Raw genomic sequence first — 17,835 nt, 5'->3', positions numbered from 1 at the left:
TGTCCCTCCTCTCGCTGATGTTCCAGCTGCACCGCGTCCGCGACCAGATAAGGGAGGCGGAGACGGCGCCCCGCGATGGCTGTCCACCCCGCCGACCGCCTACGCCGCCTCCCTCGGCTACACCCTCGAGCGCGGCAAAACCCCCACCGCCAACGGATGGACCAACCCCGACACCCGCACGGTACGAGTCAGCGACACCCTCAACGACGCCCACGCCGCCAAGACACTCACCCACGAAGTCGCCCACATCCAGTGCGAACACGTCACCAACATGAACGAGCACCGGCAGCACCGGGGCCTGATGGAGACCGAGGCCGAGTCCGTCGCCTACGTGGTGTGCGGAGTGTTCGGCCTTGACTCCGCCGCCTACTCAGATCACTGCCCGGTTCGTCATCCCCGGTGACGCCGCCTGGCCGACCGCCCTGGACGCCCTCGGTGACGCTGCCCCGCTGGGCATCTGGGTACGCGGGACCGGCGACCCTCCCGCACTGTCCGCCCGCGCCGTCACCGGCAACCGGCGTGCCCGGGGACTACTACACGGTCGTCGCGATGCGGACCCGCTCCGGCCCGGCCGCCCACGTGCGGCGCACGCTGCGCCGCTACGGCTACCGCTGGTCTCTGATCCAGAGCGAAGCAACCGGCCGTGGTCGAGGTGGGTGTAGCCACCGTAGCCGTCGCGGACCAGCACGCCGTCGAAGGCGGGCCACCCCGCCCGCATCTATGGCTTCCTTTGGTGCAGTCGCCGACGTGCATCGCGGTCAGGTACTCGGTGCAGGCGACGTGCAGGTAGCGCAGGGCACCGGCCGCTCGCGCGCAGGTCTCGTCCGTGTGAGCGGCCGGGGCGGAGGCGATCAACTCCCTTACCCGCGGCAGGAAGCCGGACTCCAGCAGACGGGCTGCCTTCCCGCGCAGAGCGGCGACCCAGCCACCGGACACCGACGCACCCAGCAGCGCGGACAGCACGCCGGCGGCCCGGCGCACCGGCAGGTGATGGGCGCACACCAGCCACACGGCACGCGCCATCAGCCTCGGGCGGTACTGCACCCGCCCGCGTGCCCACGCCGGGACATCGTCCACCGTCGTGGTGCCGCAGCCCGTGCAGGTCCGCGACACGATCCGGCACTCGGTCACCTCGGGACGAAGAGGGGCCGCGGAGCATCGAAGACCTGATGGCGGCGTTCGTCGAAGACGGGGGCGTCAACCAGGGAGTCCCCGCACCCGCAGCAGATCTCCGGGTCGCTGGTCACCGTCTCGTCCGGGTCCTCGACCCGCTTGAGCGTCGCACCGGAGGTGCCGTCCTGCTTGCCCGGACCACGCCCCGAACGCGTCCGCGAGGACCGCTTCAGTGCGGGCTTGGCGAACGGACCATCCGAGGACGGCAGCTTCGAGGAATTCGACGAATCCTTGCCCAGCCACCGTTCCAACTCCGCAACCCGGCCGACCAGCCCCTCGACCCGCACCGCCTGCTGCTCGACCAGCGCCCTCAACGCCGCGATCGTGCGTCCTTCGCCGACAGCAGGAGCAGCAACTCCTCACACGTCGGCTCACCGGTGGACTCCACACCGCGAGCTTAACGATCAACAACCGGAGAGGTCCAACAGACCGTCACCCCAGCTGAACAGCTGCGTCAAAACCCTTACATCAAAGGGGTGAATTCTATCACCATTCGGGGGCTCAAACCGACGCACGCCAGGCGGGCACACCCGACGACATACATTTTTGAATCCGACGAGCTCAAATTACGCACCGGCCGCAGAAATTCCTCTGACGGTTCGCGGGCACGTCGATACCCACCAATCCCGCCGGATTGGTGACGGCCAATCAACGCGTCGACGGCATACGAGCGCCGGTAACGCTACTTCTGCGGGAGGTCTTCTTGTACGCGACACGACATCGACAGCGCTGGTGGTCTGCCAGGCACCTGATACCGCCACGCATGCTGGCAGCCAGCATGGCTGTAGTCGGGGCCGGGTCGCTGATGGCGGTCGGACCGTCGGCAACTGCGCTGGCTGCTCCGATTACCTGCGGCCCCTCGCCCGCGACGACGCCCTTCATCGATAATGTGCAGCAGCCACCGGTGGCTGCACCAGACGTGTTCAACCACTACACGCTCACGGTGGGCGTACATAACACCCACAAATTCAGCAGCGCGTGGGGGCCGACCAAGACACTGGGCTACAGCACGGCCAACGCCACCGTGGACTACCTCGGCCCAACCCTCGTCACCCAGAAGAACCATCCCATCAACGTACGGGTAATCAACAACCTGCCCGCAGCAGGCACACCCGTATTTCCGTTCGACCAGCCCAACAACAACAACACCATCACCACACACCGCCATGGCGGTCTGCAGTCTGCGGCAAGCGACGGCGTCCCCGCACCCAACGGAGTGGAAGTCCCGCCGCTTGGATCACAGACGCAGCACTATCCGAACAACCAGGCTGCGGCGCCCTTGTGGTACCACGACCACGCCGATGCGGCGGACTCGTACCACGTCTATGAGGGCTTGGCGGGGCTGGCGCCCAACACCGACAAATTGGAGCCGTCGTTCGGGCTGCCTCGGGGGAAGTTCGCCAAGTCCTACGTGCTGCAGGACAAGTCGTTCAACGCCGACTATTCGCTGTGCTACACGCACGCCGACCCGGAATTCTTCGGCGACCGACCGGTGATCAATGGAACCATCGCGCCCAAGCAGAACGTGGAGCCGAGACGCTACACCTTCACCCTGGTCAACGGCTCAGACTCCCGCTTCTACCACCTGAGCCTGCAACAGGTCACCGGATCTCCATCAGCTGCGCCGGCAATGACCGTGGTCGGCAATGACGACGGCTACCTGCTGCATCCCGCGCCGGTCAGCGACCTGCTCATCGCACCCGGAGAGCGCTACAAGGTGGTCGTCGACTTCACCGGCCACAACTCGCAGAACTGGGTGCTGGCCAACGACGCTCCCGGACCCTACCCGGGGCCGAACGTGGCGCCGGCGATTCCTCAGTTGATGCGATTCGACGTCGGCACCAGCGTGACGTGTCCGGACCATTCACGGGTACCAAAGACAATCCTGGAGACCAACAACGCCACGCCGCTCGCTCTCAAGCTGGCGCAGGCTCGCCTCCGAACGGTCCAGGCCGGCGAGATTACGGCTGGTAATCCCCAGCTCGGGGACAAGAACCAGCTGCTCAACTATTTCGACCCGCCCACCGAGACACCCCAACTCGGCTCCACGGAAGTTTGGGCCATGCGCAACCATAGTCCGGACGCGCATCCCATCCATGAACACCTCCTCGAACAGCAGCTGATCGGACGATGGCATGTCGGGGCTTGGGATGCCAACGGCAGGCCCGTGCCCAGCACCATCGGACCCTTCCAACCGGCAAACGCCTACGAATCCGGACCCAAGGACACCTTTGAGTCCCCTCCGGACTACATCACCGCCTGGGTCGGCAAATACACCATCCCGGGAACCTCAGTCTGGCACTGCCACATCCTCTCCCATGAGGACGGCGCTTTCTCAAACGGTGCCATCGAGATGATGCGTCCCCTGGTCGTTGGCTTGAAGCCGCAATTCCAACTGCCGCTCGTACTCACGCAGGGACATCTCGACCAACTGGTGCGCCAGCCCTAGACACTGGTAGAGACACACCGGACCGGGTAGAACCTGGCGGTCTGCATTGCGCCGGCCGCCAGGTTCTACCCTTTCACAGACGCACGCGCTGTGGCCCGGGCTCGACCCATCGGAACCGGCCTGCGATCCGAGCCATGGCCTGGACAAACATCTCCTGCCAGCGGGCAGGGTGTCGGGGGCGGCCGGCGGCCACCGACAGGGCCAACTGGCCACCCCCGCCCCTCCGACCGGCCCCTTCACACCGCTATGGGCACGACCGCCACAGGGTAGGCGGCGTGGTGCAAAACCGCGTGGTTCACCGGACCAAGTAGGGAGCCGTGCCTGCGGCGCGCGCCGACCACCAACAGATCGGCGGTAATCGCCGCGTCCAGCAGGGCGTCACAAACCGTGCCCTCCCGCGTTCCGTGGCGAACAACGACGCCCGGGCTCACGGCCCGGGCCGCACAGTCCGCGCGGTTCGGCGACAGCGACAGCCTGTTCTGAAAGTCGGTCCGGGCAGCCGGGCGCTGGTCACTCCCGCGCCCGGCCGCCGGCCTGTAGCCCCTGCTCCAGGAGGAGACACGACCATGCCCCTCGCCCTGCCCTACGCGGACGTGGCCGATGCCGTCACCTCACCCGCCACGCCGCCCTGCCGCACCGGACCACCCACACCGACCTGCCGACCGGATACCGCCTCGCGCTGCGCAGCAACGCCCGCTCCCTCACCGGAACCGGCATGGTCGCGGTGCTGCACGCCGCCGCCCGCCGCGCCCCAGCCCTGCCCTGCCTGCCCGACGTCGACCACCTACCCAAACGCGTCGCCGCCGCCATGGTCTGAGCGACCTCCCCCAGCGCACCCCCGGGGCGGTCGTACCGTACGGGCCCGCGTCCGTACGGCTGCACCGCCATACGGTGAGCGTCACCTGCGGCCGCGAGGCCGGCGTCCGCCTGATCCTCAACGGTCCGTGGGACTACGACTCCGCCGGCCGCCTCGCCGACGAAGCCCTGCGGCAGGCGACCTGGCTGCACCGGCTCGATCCGGCGTCGGTCACCTCCCGCCTCCCGCTACAACCACCTCGTCGAGCACCTGCGCGCCCACGAACTGGGTGCCATCGGCGACCTCGGCTTCACCGGCCTGGACGATGACCCGGACAACCCCGTAGTCATCACCGGCTATAAGGCCGCCCGCACCAAGCCACTCACACCGGCGAAGAAGCAGGTCAACAAGCTGATCGCGTCCGTGCGCGCGGTCTGCGAGCACGCGTTCGCGCACCTAAAGAACTGGCGCATCATCACCAAGCTCCGCCTGCACGTTCGTCACGCAACCGCGCTCCAGCGCGCCCTGCTCGTGCTGACCAACATCGAGGTCGCACGCTGACCGACGATCTTCGCCGCAGACAGCCGCCCACGACCAGGACTGCGGCGATCTTGCTGTCGATCCGCTCCAGTCACATCGCGTGCCATGTCCTAAGCGTGAGGAGTCCGGGCAGCTCAGGAGGCAATTTATCGAACATAATTCCGATTCTAGATTCACCCCTCGGGGCGGTGTGTCAGCGATATATCGCCAGTCACGGTGGAACGCCGCAGGCGAGCGGGGAGTGGTCAGCGACGTTGGCCATTTTGAGCGGTGCTAGTTGGCCAACGTGGACTGCGTTACCTCGTTCGGCCGACAGCGGTCGCTGGTGGTCATCAGTCGCGATCGCATGACAGTGCGACCCGCGCTCAGAGCGGATGTGCGGCGGGTTTCGCACTTCAGAGAGGCTAACCCGTGCAAGTCAGCCTCGGAAGCAGGAGACAGCGATGGAGTGCAACCGGGGAGATCGTGTGCAGTACAAGGGGCCAGGACTCCAGAAGCGCACGGGAGGGATTCAGCGTGTCCAGGGCCGGCCTCCCCAGGTGAGGTACACCGTCCGCGACGAGCAAACCAACGTGGAAGAGCAGATCGAGGACAGGCAGATCGAGCGGGCGCTGTAGGTGTGGTCACGCTGCTGGAGAAGGTCGCCAGCGCCCGCCAGGCGGCCGTTCCTCTTCGAACCGGTCGCGGGTGCGGCAGCCGAGGGTTCGTCGGCCTGCTGGTCGAGGATGTCACGCTGATCCGGGCGTCGATCAGACGATCACGGCACACGTGCGGCTACGCGGCGGCCAGACCCACAGCCTGACCCTGTTCCGCCTCTGGGCAAGGCAAAGTCCTGGCCTCGATCAGCGGCTTGGCGTCCGTGTCGCCAGCGAACGTCACCGCCTGTGCGGGCCGGTAGCGCCGCCGCCACGGATCGCCGCCGACCTGGCGCGGTGACGGACGCTCCGTTTCCGGTTCCCGACCTTCCTCAGGGAATCGAGCCTCCATCAGAACCGGATTGCGACACGGAGCGGCACCGCCGCAGGTGAGACAGGGTGAGACATATGCTGCAGGAACGACGGAATTGAACGGAGTGGGCGATGGCGCGTCCCTGGCTGAAGGTGCTGGCACAGGTGGTGCCCGTTCCGCTCGGGTTACTGCTCAGCGGTGCTCTGGTCTGGGGTGCCACCAACGCCGACTGGAGTGGGACCAGCAGCAACAGCGGCAACACGTGGGCCGCCGGCTCGGCGGGGCTGGCCAACGACAGCAAGGTGCCCATGTTCCGCATCGACAACATGCGACCTGGCGACACAGGCTCCAACTGCATCAGGATCAAGTCGAACGCCAACTTCCCCACCGCGCTCAAGCTGTACAGCAGCTCGCCGAACTGGCCCAGCAACTTCCAATCCTTCATCGACCTCAAAATCGAGGTAGGCAGCGGCGGCACCTTCGGCGACTGCAACGGCTTCACTCCGCACGTGACCGCGTTCGACGGCACCCTGGACACGTTCGTCGCCCTGCACACCGACTTCCGCACCGGCGTGGGTCCCTGGACCCTGCCCGGCAAGCCACCCAACTCGCTGAGTTTCCGCTTCGCGTGGAAGTTCAGTCCGAGCGCACCCAACAGCTCGCAAAGCGAAACCGTTAACGAGGCGTCCTTCACCTGGGAAGCGCGGGAACGCAAGTGACCCTCGGAGGTGACCTGGCCGCCGACACGCCCCGCCAACCCACGGCCAAGGGCGCCCCGCACCCGATCCGCGTGGTCACCGCGGTCATCTCACGTACCGTGCTCGGCTCGATGGTTGGGCTGCTGGTGTGGGCGCACTTGCCCGTGGTGGCGCTGGGCTGGACAGCGGGCGTGGTGCAGTCCGGCTCCATGCGTCCCGCCCTCATGCCGGGCGACGTCGTTCTCTACCAGCCACCACCGCGCGACCGCACACCGGCGGTGGGCCAAATCGTGCTGGCCCAGGACCCCACCCGACCCAGCCATCTGCTCACCCATCGGGTCTACCAGGTACTTCCCAACAACGACCTGATCACCAAAGGTGACGCCAACTCCACACCGGACTCCACCCCGATACGGCCCACGGCACTCCAAGGCGTAGAACGATTGCGCGTGCCCTGGATCGGGCTGCCAGTCCAGCTCTGGCGCGCCAAGCAACCCGTGCCCGAGGCGATCGTGCTGCTCGGACTTGCCATTCTGCTCGCGCTTGCCGCTCTGCCACTGCACAGCCGCAGCAACACAAGTAGCCCCGGTGGCCTGAACGACGCGTGACATCACTGAGGCGTGTGACGAGCTTTGAGGCAGACCTGGCCGCGGCACGCACCAGCCTCCGAAGAATGATCCGAGAGGAGAACAGGAGCCGCCGATCTCGGCTTCGGCGGCCTGGACGACGACCCCGTCATCGTCACCGGCCGCCGGGCGACCCGCGGCCATCCGCTCACCGACGCCCAGAAGGAAGCGAACCGGCTGGTCAGCCGCGAGCGAGCGGCGAACGAGCACGGCTTCGCCGACCTGAAGAACTGGCGGATCCTCACCAAGGTGCGCATGTACGCCCGACACGCGACCACGCTTCTGCGGGCTCTCCTTGTACTGACGAACGCCGAGGGGCGTTGTGAACTTGTCGGGCTGGTGGGTTGGTTGAGGTGTGTGAGTCGTGGTGGGGCCGGGTGACTGGCTCTGGTTCAGGCCGTGGTGGGCAAGGTGGTGACGCCGGTGATGCGGTCCCAGATGGCGAAGCGGACGGTCATCTCGGCCCGGTACTCGGATGCGGCCATCAGATGACGTCGGGGCCGGAAATGGGGCGGGATCTGACTGAATGCGGCGAGGAACTTCTGGGCTGACCGGGGTGAGCGGAAGTACTTCATCGCGCGTTCGCGCTGGCGGGTGGGCTGATGCGAGTTCTCCGCCCGGTTGTTCAGCCCCGTGTGTGACCGGTGTTCCACCGAGCCCATCAGTTCCCGGTGAGCCGGCCCGTAGGAGCGGCACTTGTCGGTGACCAGCACCCGGGGTACCCGGCGCTGCTTCTTCATGAGCTTGGCCATGAACCGCTTCGCGGCCTTCGCGTCCCGCCGGGACTGGACCAGGATGTCCAGCACGTTGCCGTCCTGGTCCACCGCGCGCCATAGGTACTGCCGCACCCCGTTGACCTTGATGAACACCTCATCGAGGTGCCATTTGTCGCGGGCCTGCGGCCGGCGGCGGCGCAGTGCGGCCGCGTACTGCGGGCCGAACCGGTCGCACCACTGCCAGATGGTCTCGTGGGAGACGATGACCCCGCGGGCGAGCAGCAACTCCTCGACCTCGCGGAAGGACCAGCGGGAAGCGGTGGTACAGCCACACCGCATGGGAGATGATCTCCGCCGGGAACCGGAACCCCTGTACGACGGCGACCCCGACTCCACCACAACCCCTCCCCGGGAAGATCAGCAAACGTGAGCGCCCAGGTCGGCAGCTCATAAGCTGCCGACCTGGGCGGATGAATTATCGGCACCCGCAACGCCAGGCCACGGGGAGAAGTGCGGATCGGCCGGGCGGTCGGGGGTCCGCCCGGCTGGCCTCGCGGGTTGTTCGTCTCGCCCGGGGGTGGTCAGTGCAGCTGGTTGAGTGCCCGCTGGAAGGCGGCGGTGTGCCGGGCTTCGTCCGCGGCGGTGTCGCGGAAGTAGCGGGCGGTGGCGGTGTCACCTGCGGCGGTGGCGCGCTTGGCGAACCCCGGGTACAGGTTGGTCGCTTCGTTGTGCTCCCCGGTGATGGCCTTGCGCAGGTTCGCCTTGGTTGTGCGCACGAGTCCGGCCAGTACCGCTTCGCCGGCGAAGTGCTCGTGCACTTCCACCCCGGCTGTGCCCTTCCATAGGCGGGCCAGCGCGGTGTTGCCGGTCTGGTTCGCGCGTGCGGCGAAGAGCATGTACTTGGCGTGGGCGAGTGCCTCGCCGTGCATGGCGGTGTCCAGGTTGGCCTTTGTGCGGGCGGCCTTTACCTGGGGCAGCCCGGCAGGCACCAACACCGTGTCCGCCTTCGGTGGCGCCGGGATGGTGCCGCGGCCGGTGGTCACGACCGTGAGCGCTGTGCGGTAGGCGTCGCGGTGGCGGCCCTCGTCCGCGGCGATCTCGGTGAACAGCTTGGCGGCGTCCAGGTCTCCGTCCTTGCGGGCCTGGTCTGCGAAGCCGCGGTACATGACCTGGTGCTCGTAGGTCTCGCCGTTGATGGCCTGGCGCAGGTTGGCCGTGTTCGTGCCAGCCAGGCCGGTCAGGGTGGCCGCTTGGTGCAGGTACTTGTTCAGCTCGGTCTGTGCCGTGGTGCGGAAGAGCTTGCCAATGGCCGGGTGGGCTTCACGGTCGGCTTGAGTGCCGAAGAGGCTGTAGGAGGCGTAGGCGAACGCCTCTCCCTTCGTAGCGGTGGTGAGGTCGGAGAGCGTCTGCTGGCGCAGTGCCTGGGCGGCGGGCGCCGCCGGGTGCGGCTCGGCCGGTACGGCAAGGGCCACGGCCGTGGCGGCCTGTGATGCCGCGGTAAGCGTGCACAGGCCGACCAGAAGCGTGCGTATCGAGTGGCGGAACATGATGTCCTCCTCTGGGGGCCTCTTGGGGGGAAGCGCCCTCCCCCATACGACCCGCACGCGTGCACCCCTGCCCCTTCACGTCACCCATCCGAGTGACTACGCAGCGTGCCATTGTCGCTGGCCGCCCGGCACGCACCCGCACCGTCCCGGAATGGATGGCCCGCTGACCACTCTGGAGATCGATCCTGACCGCGCTCATGGCCGCACCGACCTTCGATCCGTTGTGACGCGGCCGTGCTGCGAAAGAGGTCAAGGACGGCCGCCGCATCGGCCGGCTCCCACAGCAGCAACAGCACACGGAGGCGGAGAAGGCTCTTAATCGGGTTAAGGCCCCCCGCAAGCCCCGGGCTCTTCGCCCGGGTCAACTTCTACGACCAGGAGCAGTTCGAGGCCTTCTACGCCGGCCTGCAGCAGCGCAAGAAGAAGCTGCTGCCCACCGACCCGGAGCTCTACGACGGCGACGTCGAGGACCGGATCTCCATCAACCAGGCCGCAGCGTGGTTCAACTTCGCCGGTCCCGGCGTCATCCGCAAGTACCTCGGGGGCAACCCGGGTTACTTCCCGGAGGCGGTCGGCACCGTGGAGGGTCCCACAGGACGGCAGATCCCCGCCTTCCGCCGCGGCGACCTGCAGGACTTCGACCGTAAGCGCACCGGTGACAACACCGGCGCGGCCGGGAGCCCGGCCGGCCCCCAATCCCGTGGCCGCAAGCCCGAGACCGAGCAGCGCCACCGCCCTCGCCGAGCTGCGCGAGAACGGCTACCGCCGCGGCGTCGCCGCCGAGCAACCAGCACGACAGCACCGACGTGTCCGCTGCTGGTTGATGAAGGCCAGCCACGGCGGCGGGGACATCGGCCGGCGCCTTTACGGTCGCCGCTGCGGGCCAGGCCGGTGGCGAGCCTGGCGTGCAGCAGGGCTGCGGCTGTCCTGACCCCGCACGACAGCGCCCCGTCGCTTCGGCTGATGCCGAGGTGATGGGGCGCTGCGGCCACATGTCGAGCGTGTCAGAACCAGTTCACCCACGGGCGAGCCGCCCAGGCCCGTTTGGGGCAAGTAGGACCGAGACCGGCCCATTCGGCCCCTGGATCAGGGTTTCTCATCCCATGCGGTAGCACGCCGCGCGTGGCACGTTGGGTACAGCAGTAGTTTGAGGAAACGGCGGCGATCATGCGAGCTCACCTCGGCGATCAACTTGTTGTCGAAAGCCCGGCCACCGGCGCTAACAGGCGCGACGGCGAGATTGTCGGACTCCACCACGAGGACGGAACCCCTCCCTACGACGTGCGCTGGACGGATACGGACGAGGTGACGCTCGTGTTCCCCGGGCCCGACGCGCATGTCCGTCACGTCGGGCACGGGCCCGGGAGACCCCACGAGCTTTCCCGGCCGGGCATGGATGAGGTGGGTGCCGTGTCCGACAGGATCCCGATTGATGGGGCATCCAACCCTGGCGACATCGGCCGGCGCGTGGCCGTCGAACGCAAGCGGCAAGGGCTCACCCGGGCAGAAACCGCCCGCCGCGCCAGAATGGCGCCGGACTACCTGGCGTACCTCGAAGAACACCCGGCCGACCCGAGCCTGGCGAGTCTCATCAGCCTGGCCGCCGCGCTGGGCACCACCGTCGCAGCCCTGCGCGGAGGCGGCATCGATCTGCCGCCCGGCCAAGGCCAGGCGCTCTTGCACCCCCGGCTCCAGGACCTCGGCCCCGACGAATGCCGTGCCCGGCTTTCCACGCATGGCGTGGGACGCGTCGCGGTATCGACACCCGATGGCCCGACAGTCATCCCGGTGAACTACGAGGTCATCGATGACAAGATCGCTTTCCGGACCGCGCCTGACTCAGTGCCTGCGGCGGCCGTGGGAACGAATGTCGCATTCGAGGTCGACCATGTGGACGATGCCATGAGCCAGGGATGGAGCGTGCTCGCCGTCGGCCTCGCGCGGGTTGTTACGGAGCCCGACGCAGTGCGACGGCTGGCCGATCGCGCCCACACCAAGCCTTGGGCGGGGGGCGAACGCGAGATGTGGGTGTCGATCCGGCCCAGGCGCCTGACGGGGCGTCGCATCAGTCCGGCCGATCAGTGAGTTGCCACGTACTGCCGCTCGCTAAGGGCTGCCCCGTAAATGATCTCCGGGGGCATGGCTTGCGCGACGGTGGTCTCCTCGCCGCAGCGGCCGACGGTGGCTATCCCGGCACCGGACTCCTCATGCCCCACCGCCGCCGCGAAGGCGAAGAGCTGCCTGGTTGGAAGGAGGCGCACAACCGCGATCAGGCACCGACCACGTACAGATGGTGCTGCGCCTCGGATACGGTCCCCAAAGCCCCAGCACACCGCGCCGCCCGGTGCCGGAAGTGCTCGACATCCAGCCCTGACCGCCTGAGGGTGCCGCCAGTCAGTGCCTGCGTCTTGCCTGCGCCTCCTTCATAGCTGACGAGTACCCGCCGTCCGCCAACTCCGTCCTGGCGGGCCTGTCACTGCGCGTTTTCCGGTCCGGCCGGGGCGGCGGACTCGCCGGTGAGCTGAGACTCGACGTCCACGACGCCCTCCACGGCGCGGACGAGGCGCGCGGCAACCCAGATGAGCGAGGTGTCGCGGATCTGTCCGCGGAGGGTGACGACTCCGTCGTGCACGGTCACGTGGATGGTGTGGCTGAGGGCGGGGAAAAGGTAGGACACCACCGTGCGGCGGACCTCCTCCTCGATGTCCTCGTCCGGCCGCAGGAAGACCTTGAGCAGATCGGCACGGCTGACGATGCCCTGCAGCATGCCCGCGTCATCGACCACAGGGAGCCGTTTGACGCGCCGGACGGCCATGAGCCTGGCCGCCTGGGCCAAGGTGGCGCCGGGGTGCACCGTGACGGCGGGGCTACTCATGAGCTCCTCCGCAGTTACCGCCCCCGCTTTGGCGAGGTCGGACAGCCGCCGGAGCTGCTCGTTGCGGTTCGGGTCGCTGTCGCGGAACTCCTCCTTGGGCAGCAGGTCGGCTTCGGAGACGACACCTATGACGCGCCCCTCGCCCTCCAGGACCGGCAGGGCACTGACCTTCCTCTGCTCCATGGTCCGGACGATCTCCTTGAAGGGTGCGGCGCGTCCGACGGCCACGACCGTCAGGGTCATCACATCGCTCACGATGTGCGGAGTCTCGGGCACTTCAGACCTCCTCCTCTCGCCTCGTCAGGGCACCTGGCCTGCGCCGTAGGGCGCATACAGGTCGAGCAGTTACACCCGCTTTGGCCGTATTTACGGGATACCCCCGTTCCATTACGCCCACCGCCTCATTCAGGCCAGTGTCCACACCGAATTCCACATTTACTCGGCACCTTCTACTGCTCCTTCGTCGTCCCCGGCACCGCGATCACCTGCCGCATGCTCGCCGACCGCACAGCCGCTCTGCGCGCTCCTTGGCTGAGCAACGGCGGCTCAATCGCTGAGGACGAGTGCGATGAAGATCAGGCAGGCAGCGATGTTGACCAGCCAGCTGTCGGAGTTCACCCACTGCCGCAGACGGGGCATCATCCGCTGAGCGCGCTTGCGGAACACTCCTCCTCCGAACGCGGCGGTACCCGGCCGTCGTCTCCGGATCCGCCGCCACTGCCCTGCGTACGGCGGCGGACTGGGCCCTCGTTTCACACGCTCCCCGGAGTGACCCGGCCCTGCAAAGCCCGGTCGGTCCCCTGTCCCGGGCGTTACGGCTTGTCGGCCGTCGGTGCGGGGCCATCCGGCCCGTGCGACTGCTTCCGCTCGGTCGGCCGGTCCGACTCCGTCGAGACCTGGGCTGCCCAGCGCCGCCGGACCGAGTCCTCGTGCTCGCTCTGCTCCAGAGTGAGGTCTGCGCGGGCGAGGGCCTCCTGCAGGCGGGGTATCCAGTGGCGCTGCAGTGCGCGGACCCGCTGGCTCGTGCTCGTCACCTCCGCGCCGACGATGCGGGCGGCGGCCCGGGCGCAGGCGTAGTCTGCGGCAGCCTGCACCGCTTGCCGGTAGGCGGCCTCGGCGTGGACCAGGGCGGTGTTGCCCGGTGCGGCGGCGCCCGGCGCGCGTGCCGGGACCGTACACGAGATCTCCGAGGGGTGGCGCACCCCCATGGATGCGGTCCAGCCGACGGTGACGTCCGCCGGAGCGAGACCGGCCGCCGCCGAGTGCAGGGCGTGCTCCCCGCTCAGGACGAGCCCCCGCAGCAGCCAGGTCTCGGCCTCCTGCAGCCGTGTCCGCCAGGCGGCGGAGCAGGCCTCCTCGGCCTGTACGAGGCGCTGGTGCTCCATGCGCAGAATGCGCAGCTTCTTCTCCAGGAGATCGGCTCCGCGCACGGCGACCGCCAGGCTGTGCCGCAGGCGCAGCCGCCCGGCACGCCCGGGTGGAGTACGCAGGGTGGCCACCGCGTTCACCCCCGCTCCGCGCCGTGCGCGTCCAGCAGCGCGGACGGCAGCATGGCGAGTTGGCTGCGGGGCAGGGTGAGCAGCACCTGCCAGGCACTGTCCAACGTCTCGTCGAGGGTCCGCAGTTCGTCGAGCCGCTGGTGCACGAAGCGTCGTAGGAACGCCTCGTCGAAGTCCAGGTACCGGTGGTCGGCCGGGCTCAGTGCCGCCTGCCCGACGAGGTCGGCCAGCTCACGTACCTGCCGGGCCCGGGCGAGGGCGGCGAGCATCTGCGCAGCGACATCGAGGTGGTCGGGCCGGGTACGGCCGGGACCGGCCCCCTTGCGCATCAGCCGGGAGAGCGAGGACAGGGCGTCCACCGGCGGATAGACGCCCTGTGCGTGCGTCTCACGGGACAGCACGATCTGCCCCTCCGTGATGTAACCGGTCAGGTCCGGGACCGGGTGCGTGATGTCACCGGCGGGCATGGTGAGCACCGGAAGGACTGTGACGGAGCCTGGCCGGCCGCGGATGCGCCCGCAGCGCTCGTAGAGGGAGGCGAGATCGCTGTAGAGATAGCCGGGGTAGGCGCGGCGGGCGGGGATCTCGCCGCGCGCCGCAGAGACCTCGCGCAACGCCTCGGCGTAGCTGGTCATGTCGGTCATGACCACGAGCACGTGCCTGCCCGAGCCGAAGGCGAGGTGCTCGGCGACGGTCAGCGCGATCCGCGGGGTGAGGATCCGCTCGATGACCGGGTCGTCGGCGGTGTTGAGCAGCAGCACCAGCTCTCCGGCGGCGGACCGCTCCTCCAGGGCGTCGCGGACGAAGGAGGCGTCGGCGTGGGTGAGTCCCATCCCGGCGAAGACGACGCTGAAGGCCTCTCCGGCCGCAGTGGACTGGGCCGCGACCTGGGCGGCCAGTTCCAGGTGCGGCAGACCCGCGACGGAGAACACCGGCAGCTTCTGGCCCCGTACCAGGGTGGTGAGCGCATCCACGACTCCGACGCCCGTGAGCACCGGCTCGGCGGGCGGTTCCCGGCGTACCGGGTTGATCGGATTCCCGCCAACCGCCGCAGTGGCGGACCCGAAGACCGGCGGCCCGCCGTCGATCGGTTCACCACGGCCGTTGCAGACCCGGCCCAGCCAGCCGGAACCGACCGGGACGCGCAGCGGCTCTCCGGCGAAGGCCATCCGGACCCGCGCCGGATCCATCCCGGCGGTGTCCTCCAGGACCTGCACCACGGCGAGTCCGCGATCCACCTCCAGCACGAGGCCGTGCCGCTGCTCCCCGGAGTCGAGCGTAATCCGGACGAACTCGTCCCAGCCGACCCCCGCCACCCCTTCGACGACGGCGAGCGGACCGCGCAGTTCACGGATCGCCGTGTATTCGATCTCACCCAAGCCGGTCACGCCGTCACCCCCTCCACCCCGTCCCCATCCCGCCGGACCGGCGGTCGCGCGGTGCAGTACTCACGCCGCCTCCTGGAGCCCGGCGAGCGCGGCGAGCATCGCGTCCCGCCGGGTCGCGACGCCTGCGGCATCGTTCGGGCCGGCATCCTCGCGGGCGCGGAGCAACGGTCCGAAGTCCGCCTCCTCGACCGCCGCGGCGGGTACGCCGGCGTCGACGAGTTCCCGGCACCGGTCGACGACCGCGAGCACCGCCTCGACCAGCGCCGCGCTCTTGTCCGCACCGCAATAGGAGTCCTGCGCGGACAGTGCGCTCTGCTGGAGGACGCCCTCACGCATCAGCCGGCCGGCGAGCACGCTGACCCGCTCCTGGTCGGGAAGCGCGGTGATGCCGATCAGGTCGACGAGGTCGGCCAGCCGGTCGGCCTCGGCCAGCAGGCCGGCGGCCCTGGCGCGCCGGGCGGACAAGGCGGGGTCGCCGGCCGCCGTGTAGCCGGGGGCGAGGATCTGCGCGTCGCGGGAGAAGGAGCCCGCCCAGGACACCGCCGGGTAATGGCGGGCGTAGGCGAGATCGCGGTCGAGCGTCCACAGGCAGCGTACGAACCGTTCGGTGTGGGCGGTGACCGGTTCTGTCATGTCGCCGCCGGGCGGGGAGACCGCGCCGATCACGGTCACCGAGCCCCGGGCACCGCCGAGCGTGGTCACCGCACCGGCCCGTTCGTAGAAGGCGGCGATCGCCGAGGCCAGGCCCGCCGGATAGCCCTCTTCCGCGGGCAGCGCGCCGGTGCGGGAGGCGAACTCGCGCAGTGCCTCGGCCCAGCGGGAGGTCGAGTCGGCGATGACCACGACGTCAAGGCCCATGTCGCGGAAGTACTCGGCGACCGTGGCGCCGGTGTAGATGCTCGCCTCACGGGCCATCATCGGCATGTTCGAGGTGTTGGCGATGGTCACCGTGCGGTCGGCGAGCCGGCCTCCGGTCCGCGGATCCTCCAGCGCGGCCAGTTCGGTGATGACGTCGGCCATCTCGTTGCCGCGCTCTCCGCAGCCGACGTAGACGATGACGTCGGCGTCGCACCATTTGGCGATCTGCTGCAGCAGCATCGTCTTGCCGGTTCCAAAGCCGCCGGGTACGGCGACCGTACTGCCCCGGGCCACGGGGAACAGCAGGTCGATCGCGCGCTGGCCGGTGTTCAGTGGCTGCTGTGCGCTCAGACGCTCACGGACCGGGCGCGGGCGGCGGATCGGCCAGTCGGCGGTCATCCGCACCTGGGTGCCGCCGACGACGGCCACGACCGCGTCCTCGTGGTGCTCCTCCTCTGGAGCGATCCGCTCCACCGCGCCGCCGGCGCCGGGCGGCACGAGAGCCCGCAGACACACCGGCCCGGTTCCCCGGATCTCGCCGAGGACCTCGCCCTCCGACACCGGTTCCCCCGCCGTCACCCGGGGAGTGAACCGCCACCGCCGCTCTGCGTCCCCGGTCGCGCCGGCACCGGGGAGGAGCCAGTCGCCGCTGCCGGACAGCGGGCGCAGCAGGCCGTCGAAGATCCCGCCGAGCAGACCGGGGCCGAGGCGGGCGGCCAGCGGCATGCCCAGGGGCCGGGCGCTGTGCCCGGGGGCCAGGCCACCGGTGTACTCGTACGCCTGGACCGTGACCACGCCCCCTTTGATCGCCACCACCTCGCCGGGCAGCCCGGCTTCGCCGAGGGAGACCACGTCGTACATGGCGGTGCCGGCGGCGTACTCCATCTCGACCAGGGGGCCGGCGACCCGCAGGACGCGGCAGGGCCGCTCCGGCCCGCCGTCCGGGGTGACGATGGCTGCGCCGGGCGCACTCTTCACGGTGCCCACAGTGTCTCCGTCTGCGCGCCGAGCCGGTCCAGGGCACGGGCGGCGAGGGCGTCCAGGGTGCAGTCGGCCCGGCGGCCCGGCGCATGGGCCACGATGCCTCCGCCGGGGTGCTCGGCAACCTCGCAGTCCGGGCCGAGAAGCCGTCGGGCCCGTCGGGTCAGCCGGTCGCGGATGGCCGGGTAGTCGGGCGTGTGCCGCAGTTCCCGGACACGTTCGGTGGTGCGGCGGCGCAGCTCCTCGTACGCCTGTCTGCGGACGGCGAGTTCGCGGGCGCGGGTGGTTCTGCGGACCCGGGTGAGCTCGGCGGTGTGGCCCTGAGCGGCGTCGGCCTCGCCCTGCTTGCGGGCGTCGTCGAGGATCGCCGCGGCCTGGGCCCTGGCTGCGTCGAGAAGGGCGCCGGCTTCCTGGTCCGCGCGGGCGAGCAGCTCCTCGGCGTCGGCCCGGGCCGAGCGCAGCAGCCGCTCCCGCACCGGTTGGAGGGCGGAAGCCGCCTGATCCGGTGCCGGGGGCCTCATACCGGCATCACCGCGGTGAGCGGCCGGGTGCCGTCCAGCAGCGCTGGGCCCAGGGTGTCGGCGGCGGCCGGGGTGACGATCACCAGGGCGACGTCCTGCGGCAGGTCGTGCCATGCCCGGCGTACGGACTCCGGTTCCTCGGCGACCAGGACGGTCACCCCGGCCAGGGCCAGTCCCGCCACCCGCGCCTGCTCTCCGATGGCTGCCACGCGTCCCATGG

At 69.3% G+C, this 17,835-nt stretch carries 17 protein-coding genes and 5 pseudogenes; 10 read left to right on the top strand and 12 right to left on the bottom strand.

Going from position 1 to position 17,835, the window contains the following annotated elements:
- Positions 1-403, top strand: a pseudogene (locus EFK10_RS48215) (ArdC-like ssDNA-binding domain-containing protein); the annotation flags it as partial.
- Between the two features lie 101 nt (positions 404-504).
- Here the strand turns inward: EFK10_RS48215 and EFK10_RS53670 are convergent.
- Positions 505-1,044: an IS66 family transposase gene (locus EFK10_RS53670; RefSeq protein WP_407647254.1), complete on the bottom strand. Its 540-nt coding sequence runs from the start codon at positions 1,042-1,044 to the stop codon at positions 505-507.
- 83 nt (positions 1,045-1,127) lie between these two features.
- Positions 1,128-1,487: a DUF6444 domain-containing protein gene (locus EFK10_RS43505; RefSeq protein ID WP_127361153.1), complete on the bottom strand. Its 360-nt coding sequence runs from the start codon at positions 1,485-1,487 to the stop codon at positions 1,128-1,130.
- Positions 1,488-1,936: 449 nt separating this feature from the next.
- Here EFK10_RS43505 and EFK10_RS43500 point away from each other — a divergent pair, with 449 nt between their 5' ends.
- On the top strand, positions 1,937-3,622 hold the full coding sequence (locus EFK10_RS43500) for a multicopper oxidase family protein (protein WP_127361152.1): 1,686 nt from the start codon (positions 1,937-1,939) through the stop codon (positions 3,620-3,622).
- 236 nt (positions 3,623-3,858) lie between these two features.
- On the opposite strand, the gene EFK10_RS43495 is transcribed toward EFK10_RS43500, so the two are convergent.
- On the bottom strand, positions 3,859-4,089 hold the full coding sequence (locus EFK10_RS43495) for a universal stress protein (protein ID WP_127361162.1): 231 nt from the start codon (positions 4,087-4,089) through the stop codon (positions 3,859-3,861).
- Between the two features lie 548 nt (positions 4,090-4,637).
- On the opposite strand from EFK10_RS43495, the gene EFK10_RS43490 reads away from it, so the two are divergent.
- The 4 genes and pseudogenes from EFK10_RS43490 to EFK10_RS43475 all read left to right on the top strand — a co-directional run.
- The gene (locus tag EFK10_RS43490; protein WP_127361151.1) at positions 4,638-4,979 is read left to right on the top strand and encodes a transposase family protein; all 342 of its coding nucleotides are present in this window, start codon (positions 4,638-4,640) and stop codon (positions 4,977-4,979) included.
- Positions 4,980-6,037: 1,058 nt separating this feature from the next.
- Complete coding sequence (locus EFK10_RS43485; RefSeq protein ID WP_127361150.1) at positions 6,038-6,625, top strand: hypothetical protein; 588 nt, start codon at positions 6,038-6,040, stop codon at positions 6,623-6,625.
- Positions 6,622-7,212, top strand: coding sequence for a signal peptidase I (locus EFK10_RS43480; protein WP_127361149.1), 591 nt, complete (start codon positions 6,622-6,624; stop codon positions 7,210-7,212). Before EFK10_RS43485 ends, EFK10_RS43480 begins: the two co-directional genes overlap by 4 nt.
- A 102-nt stretch (positions 7,213-7,314) precedes the next feature.
- Positions 7,315-7,611 (top strand): annotated as a pseudogene (locus EFK10_RS43475) (transposase family protein); the annotation flags it as partial.
- A gap of 11 nt (positions 7,612-7,622) precedes the next feature.
- Here the strand turns inward: EFK10_RS43475 and EFK10_RS43470 are convergent.
- Positions 7,623-8,364, bottom strand: a pseudogene (locus EFK10_RS43470) (IS6 family transposase).
- A 163-nt stretch (positions 8,365-8,527) separates the two neighbouring features.
- Positions 8,528-9,493, bottom strand: coding sequence for a ferritin family protein (locus tag EFK10_RS43465; RefSeq protein WP_127361148.1), 966 nt, complete (start codon positions 9,491-9,493; stop codon positions 8,528-8,530).
- A gap of 234 nt (positions 9,494-9,727) precedes the next feature.
- Between EFK10_RS43465 and EFK10_RS43460 the strand changes: the two genes are divergently transcribed.
- From EFK10_RS43460 to EFK10_RS51580, 4 genes and pseudogenes are all read left to right on the top strand, one after another.
- Entirely contained in the window at positions 9,728-10,468 is a 741-nt protein-coding gene (locus EFK10_RS43460; protein ID WP_127361147.1) for a hypothetical protein, read from the top strand.
- Positions 10,469-10,660: 192 nt separating this feature from the next.
- Complete coding sequence (locus tag EFK10_RS43455; RefSeq protein ID WP_127361146.1) at positions 10,661-11,578, top strand: DUF1918 domain-containing protein; 918 nt, start codon at positions 10,661-10,663, stop codon at positions 11,576-11,578.
- 86 nt (positions 11,579-11,664) lie between these two features.
- Positions 11,665-11,760, top strand: a pseudogene (locus tag EFK10_RS43450) (IS5/IS1182 family transposase); the annotation flags it as partial.
- A pseudogene (locus tag EFK10_RS51580) lies at positions 11,757-11,867 on the top strand (Acg family FMN-binding oxidoreductase); the annotation flags it as partial. The pseudogenes EFK10_RS43450 and EFK10_RS51580, both read left to right, overlap by 4 nt.
- A 99-nt stretch (positions 11,868-11,966) precedes the next feature.
- On the opposite strand, the gene EFK10_RS43440 reads toward EFK10_RS51580, so the two are convergent.
- From EFK10_RS43440 to EFK10_RS43415, 7 genes are all read right to left on the bottom strand, one after another.
- The gene (locus EFK10_RS43440; RefSeq protein WP_127361145.1) at positions 11,967-12,644 is read right to left on the bottom strand and encodes a CBS domain-containing protein; all 678 of its coding nucleotides are present in this window, start codon (positions 12,642-12,644) and stop codon (positions 11,967-11,969) included.
- Between the two features lie 270 nt (positions 12,645-12,914).
- Positions 12,915-13,034, bottom strand: a complete 120-nt coding sequence (locus EFK10_RS51575) for a GAP family protein (protein ID WP_240677835.1) — start codon at positions 13,032-13,034, stop codon at positions 12,915-12,917.
- Between the two features lie 146 nt (positions 13,035-13,180).
- The gene (locus tag EFK10_RS43435; RefSeq protein WP_240677834.1) at positions 13,181-13,876 is read right to left on the bottom strand and encodes a V-type ATP synthase subunit D; all 696 of its coding nucleotides are present in this window, start codon (positions 13,874-13,876) and stop codon (positions 13,181-13,183) included.
- The gene (locus EFK10_RS43430) at positions 13,873-15,255 is read right to left on the bottom strand and encodes a V-type ATP synthase subunit B (RefSeq protein WP_127361144.1); all 1,383 of its coding nucleotides are present in this window, start codon (positions 15,253-15,255) and stop codon (positions 13,873-13,875) included. The genes EFK10_RS43435 and EFK10_RS43430 overlap by 4 nt, the downstream gene beginning before the upstream one ends.
- 60 nt (positions 15,256-15,315) lie before the next feature.
- Positions 15,316-17,100, bottom strand: coding sequence for a V-type ATP synthase subunit A (locus tag EFK10_RS43425; protein ID WP_127361143.1), 1,785 nt, complete (start codon positions 17,098-17,100; stop codon positions 15,316-15,318).
- Positions 17,088-17,615 carry a V-type ATP synthase subunit E family protein gene (locus EFK10_RS43420; RefSeq protein ID WP_127361142.1) on the bottom strand — a complete coding sequence of 176 codons (528 nt, stop codon included), beginning with the start codon at positions 17,613-17,615 and terminating at the stop codon, positions 17,088-17,090. Before EFK10_RS43420 ends, EFK10_RS43425 begins: the two co-directional genes overlap by 13 nt.
- Positions 17,612-17,833, bottom strand: coding sequence for a V-type ATP synthase subunit F (locus EFK10_RS43415; protein ID WP_206305825.1), 222 nt, complete (start codon positions 17,831-17,833; stop codon positions 17,612-17,614). The genes EFK10_RS43420 and EFK10_RS43415 overlap by 4 nt, the downstream gene beginning before the upstream one ends.
- Positions 17,834-17,835 lie beyond the last annotated feature (2 nt).

The sequence above is a fragment of the Streptomyces soli genome, from assembly GCF_003999195.1.
In the GTDB taxonomy this organism is placed as follows: domain Bacteria; phylum Actinomycetota; class Actinomycetes; order Streptomycetales; family Streptomycetaceae; genus Actinacidiphila; species Actinacidiphila soli.
The sequence above is the reverse complement of the archived record's forward strand: the minus strand, read 5'-3'. Positions and strand labels throughout refer to the sequence as shown.

Coding starts and splice junctions, on each gene's coding strand:
- EFK10_RS43500 (WP_127361152.1), top strand. CDS start 1,937: ATGCTGGCAGCCAGCATGGCTGTAGTCGGGGCCGGGTCGCTGATGGCG.
- EFK10_RS43485 (WP_127361150.1), top strand. CDS start 6,038: ATGGCGCGTCCCTGGCTGAAGGTGCTGGCACAGGTGGTGCCCGTTCCG.
- EFK10_RS43465 (WP_127361148.1), bottom strand. CDS start 9,493: ATGTTCCGCCACTCGATACGCACGCTTCTGGTCGGCCTGTGCACGCTT.
- EFK10_RS43455 (WP_127361146.1), top strand. CDS start 10,661: ATGCGAGCTCACCTCGGCGATCAACTTGTTGTCGAAAGCCCGGCCACC.
- EFK10_RS43420 (WP_127361142.1), bottom strand. CDS start 17,615: ATGAGGCCCCCGGCACCGGATCAGGCGGCTTCCGCCCTCCAACCGGTG.
- EFK10_RS43415 (WP_206305825.1), bottom strand. CDS start 17,833: ATGGGACGCGTGGCAGCCATCGGAGAGCAGGCGCGGGTGGCGGGACTG.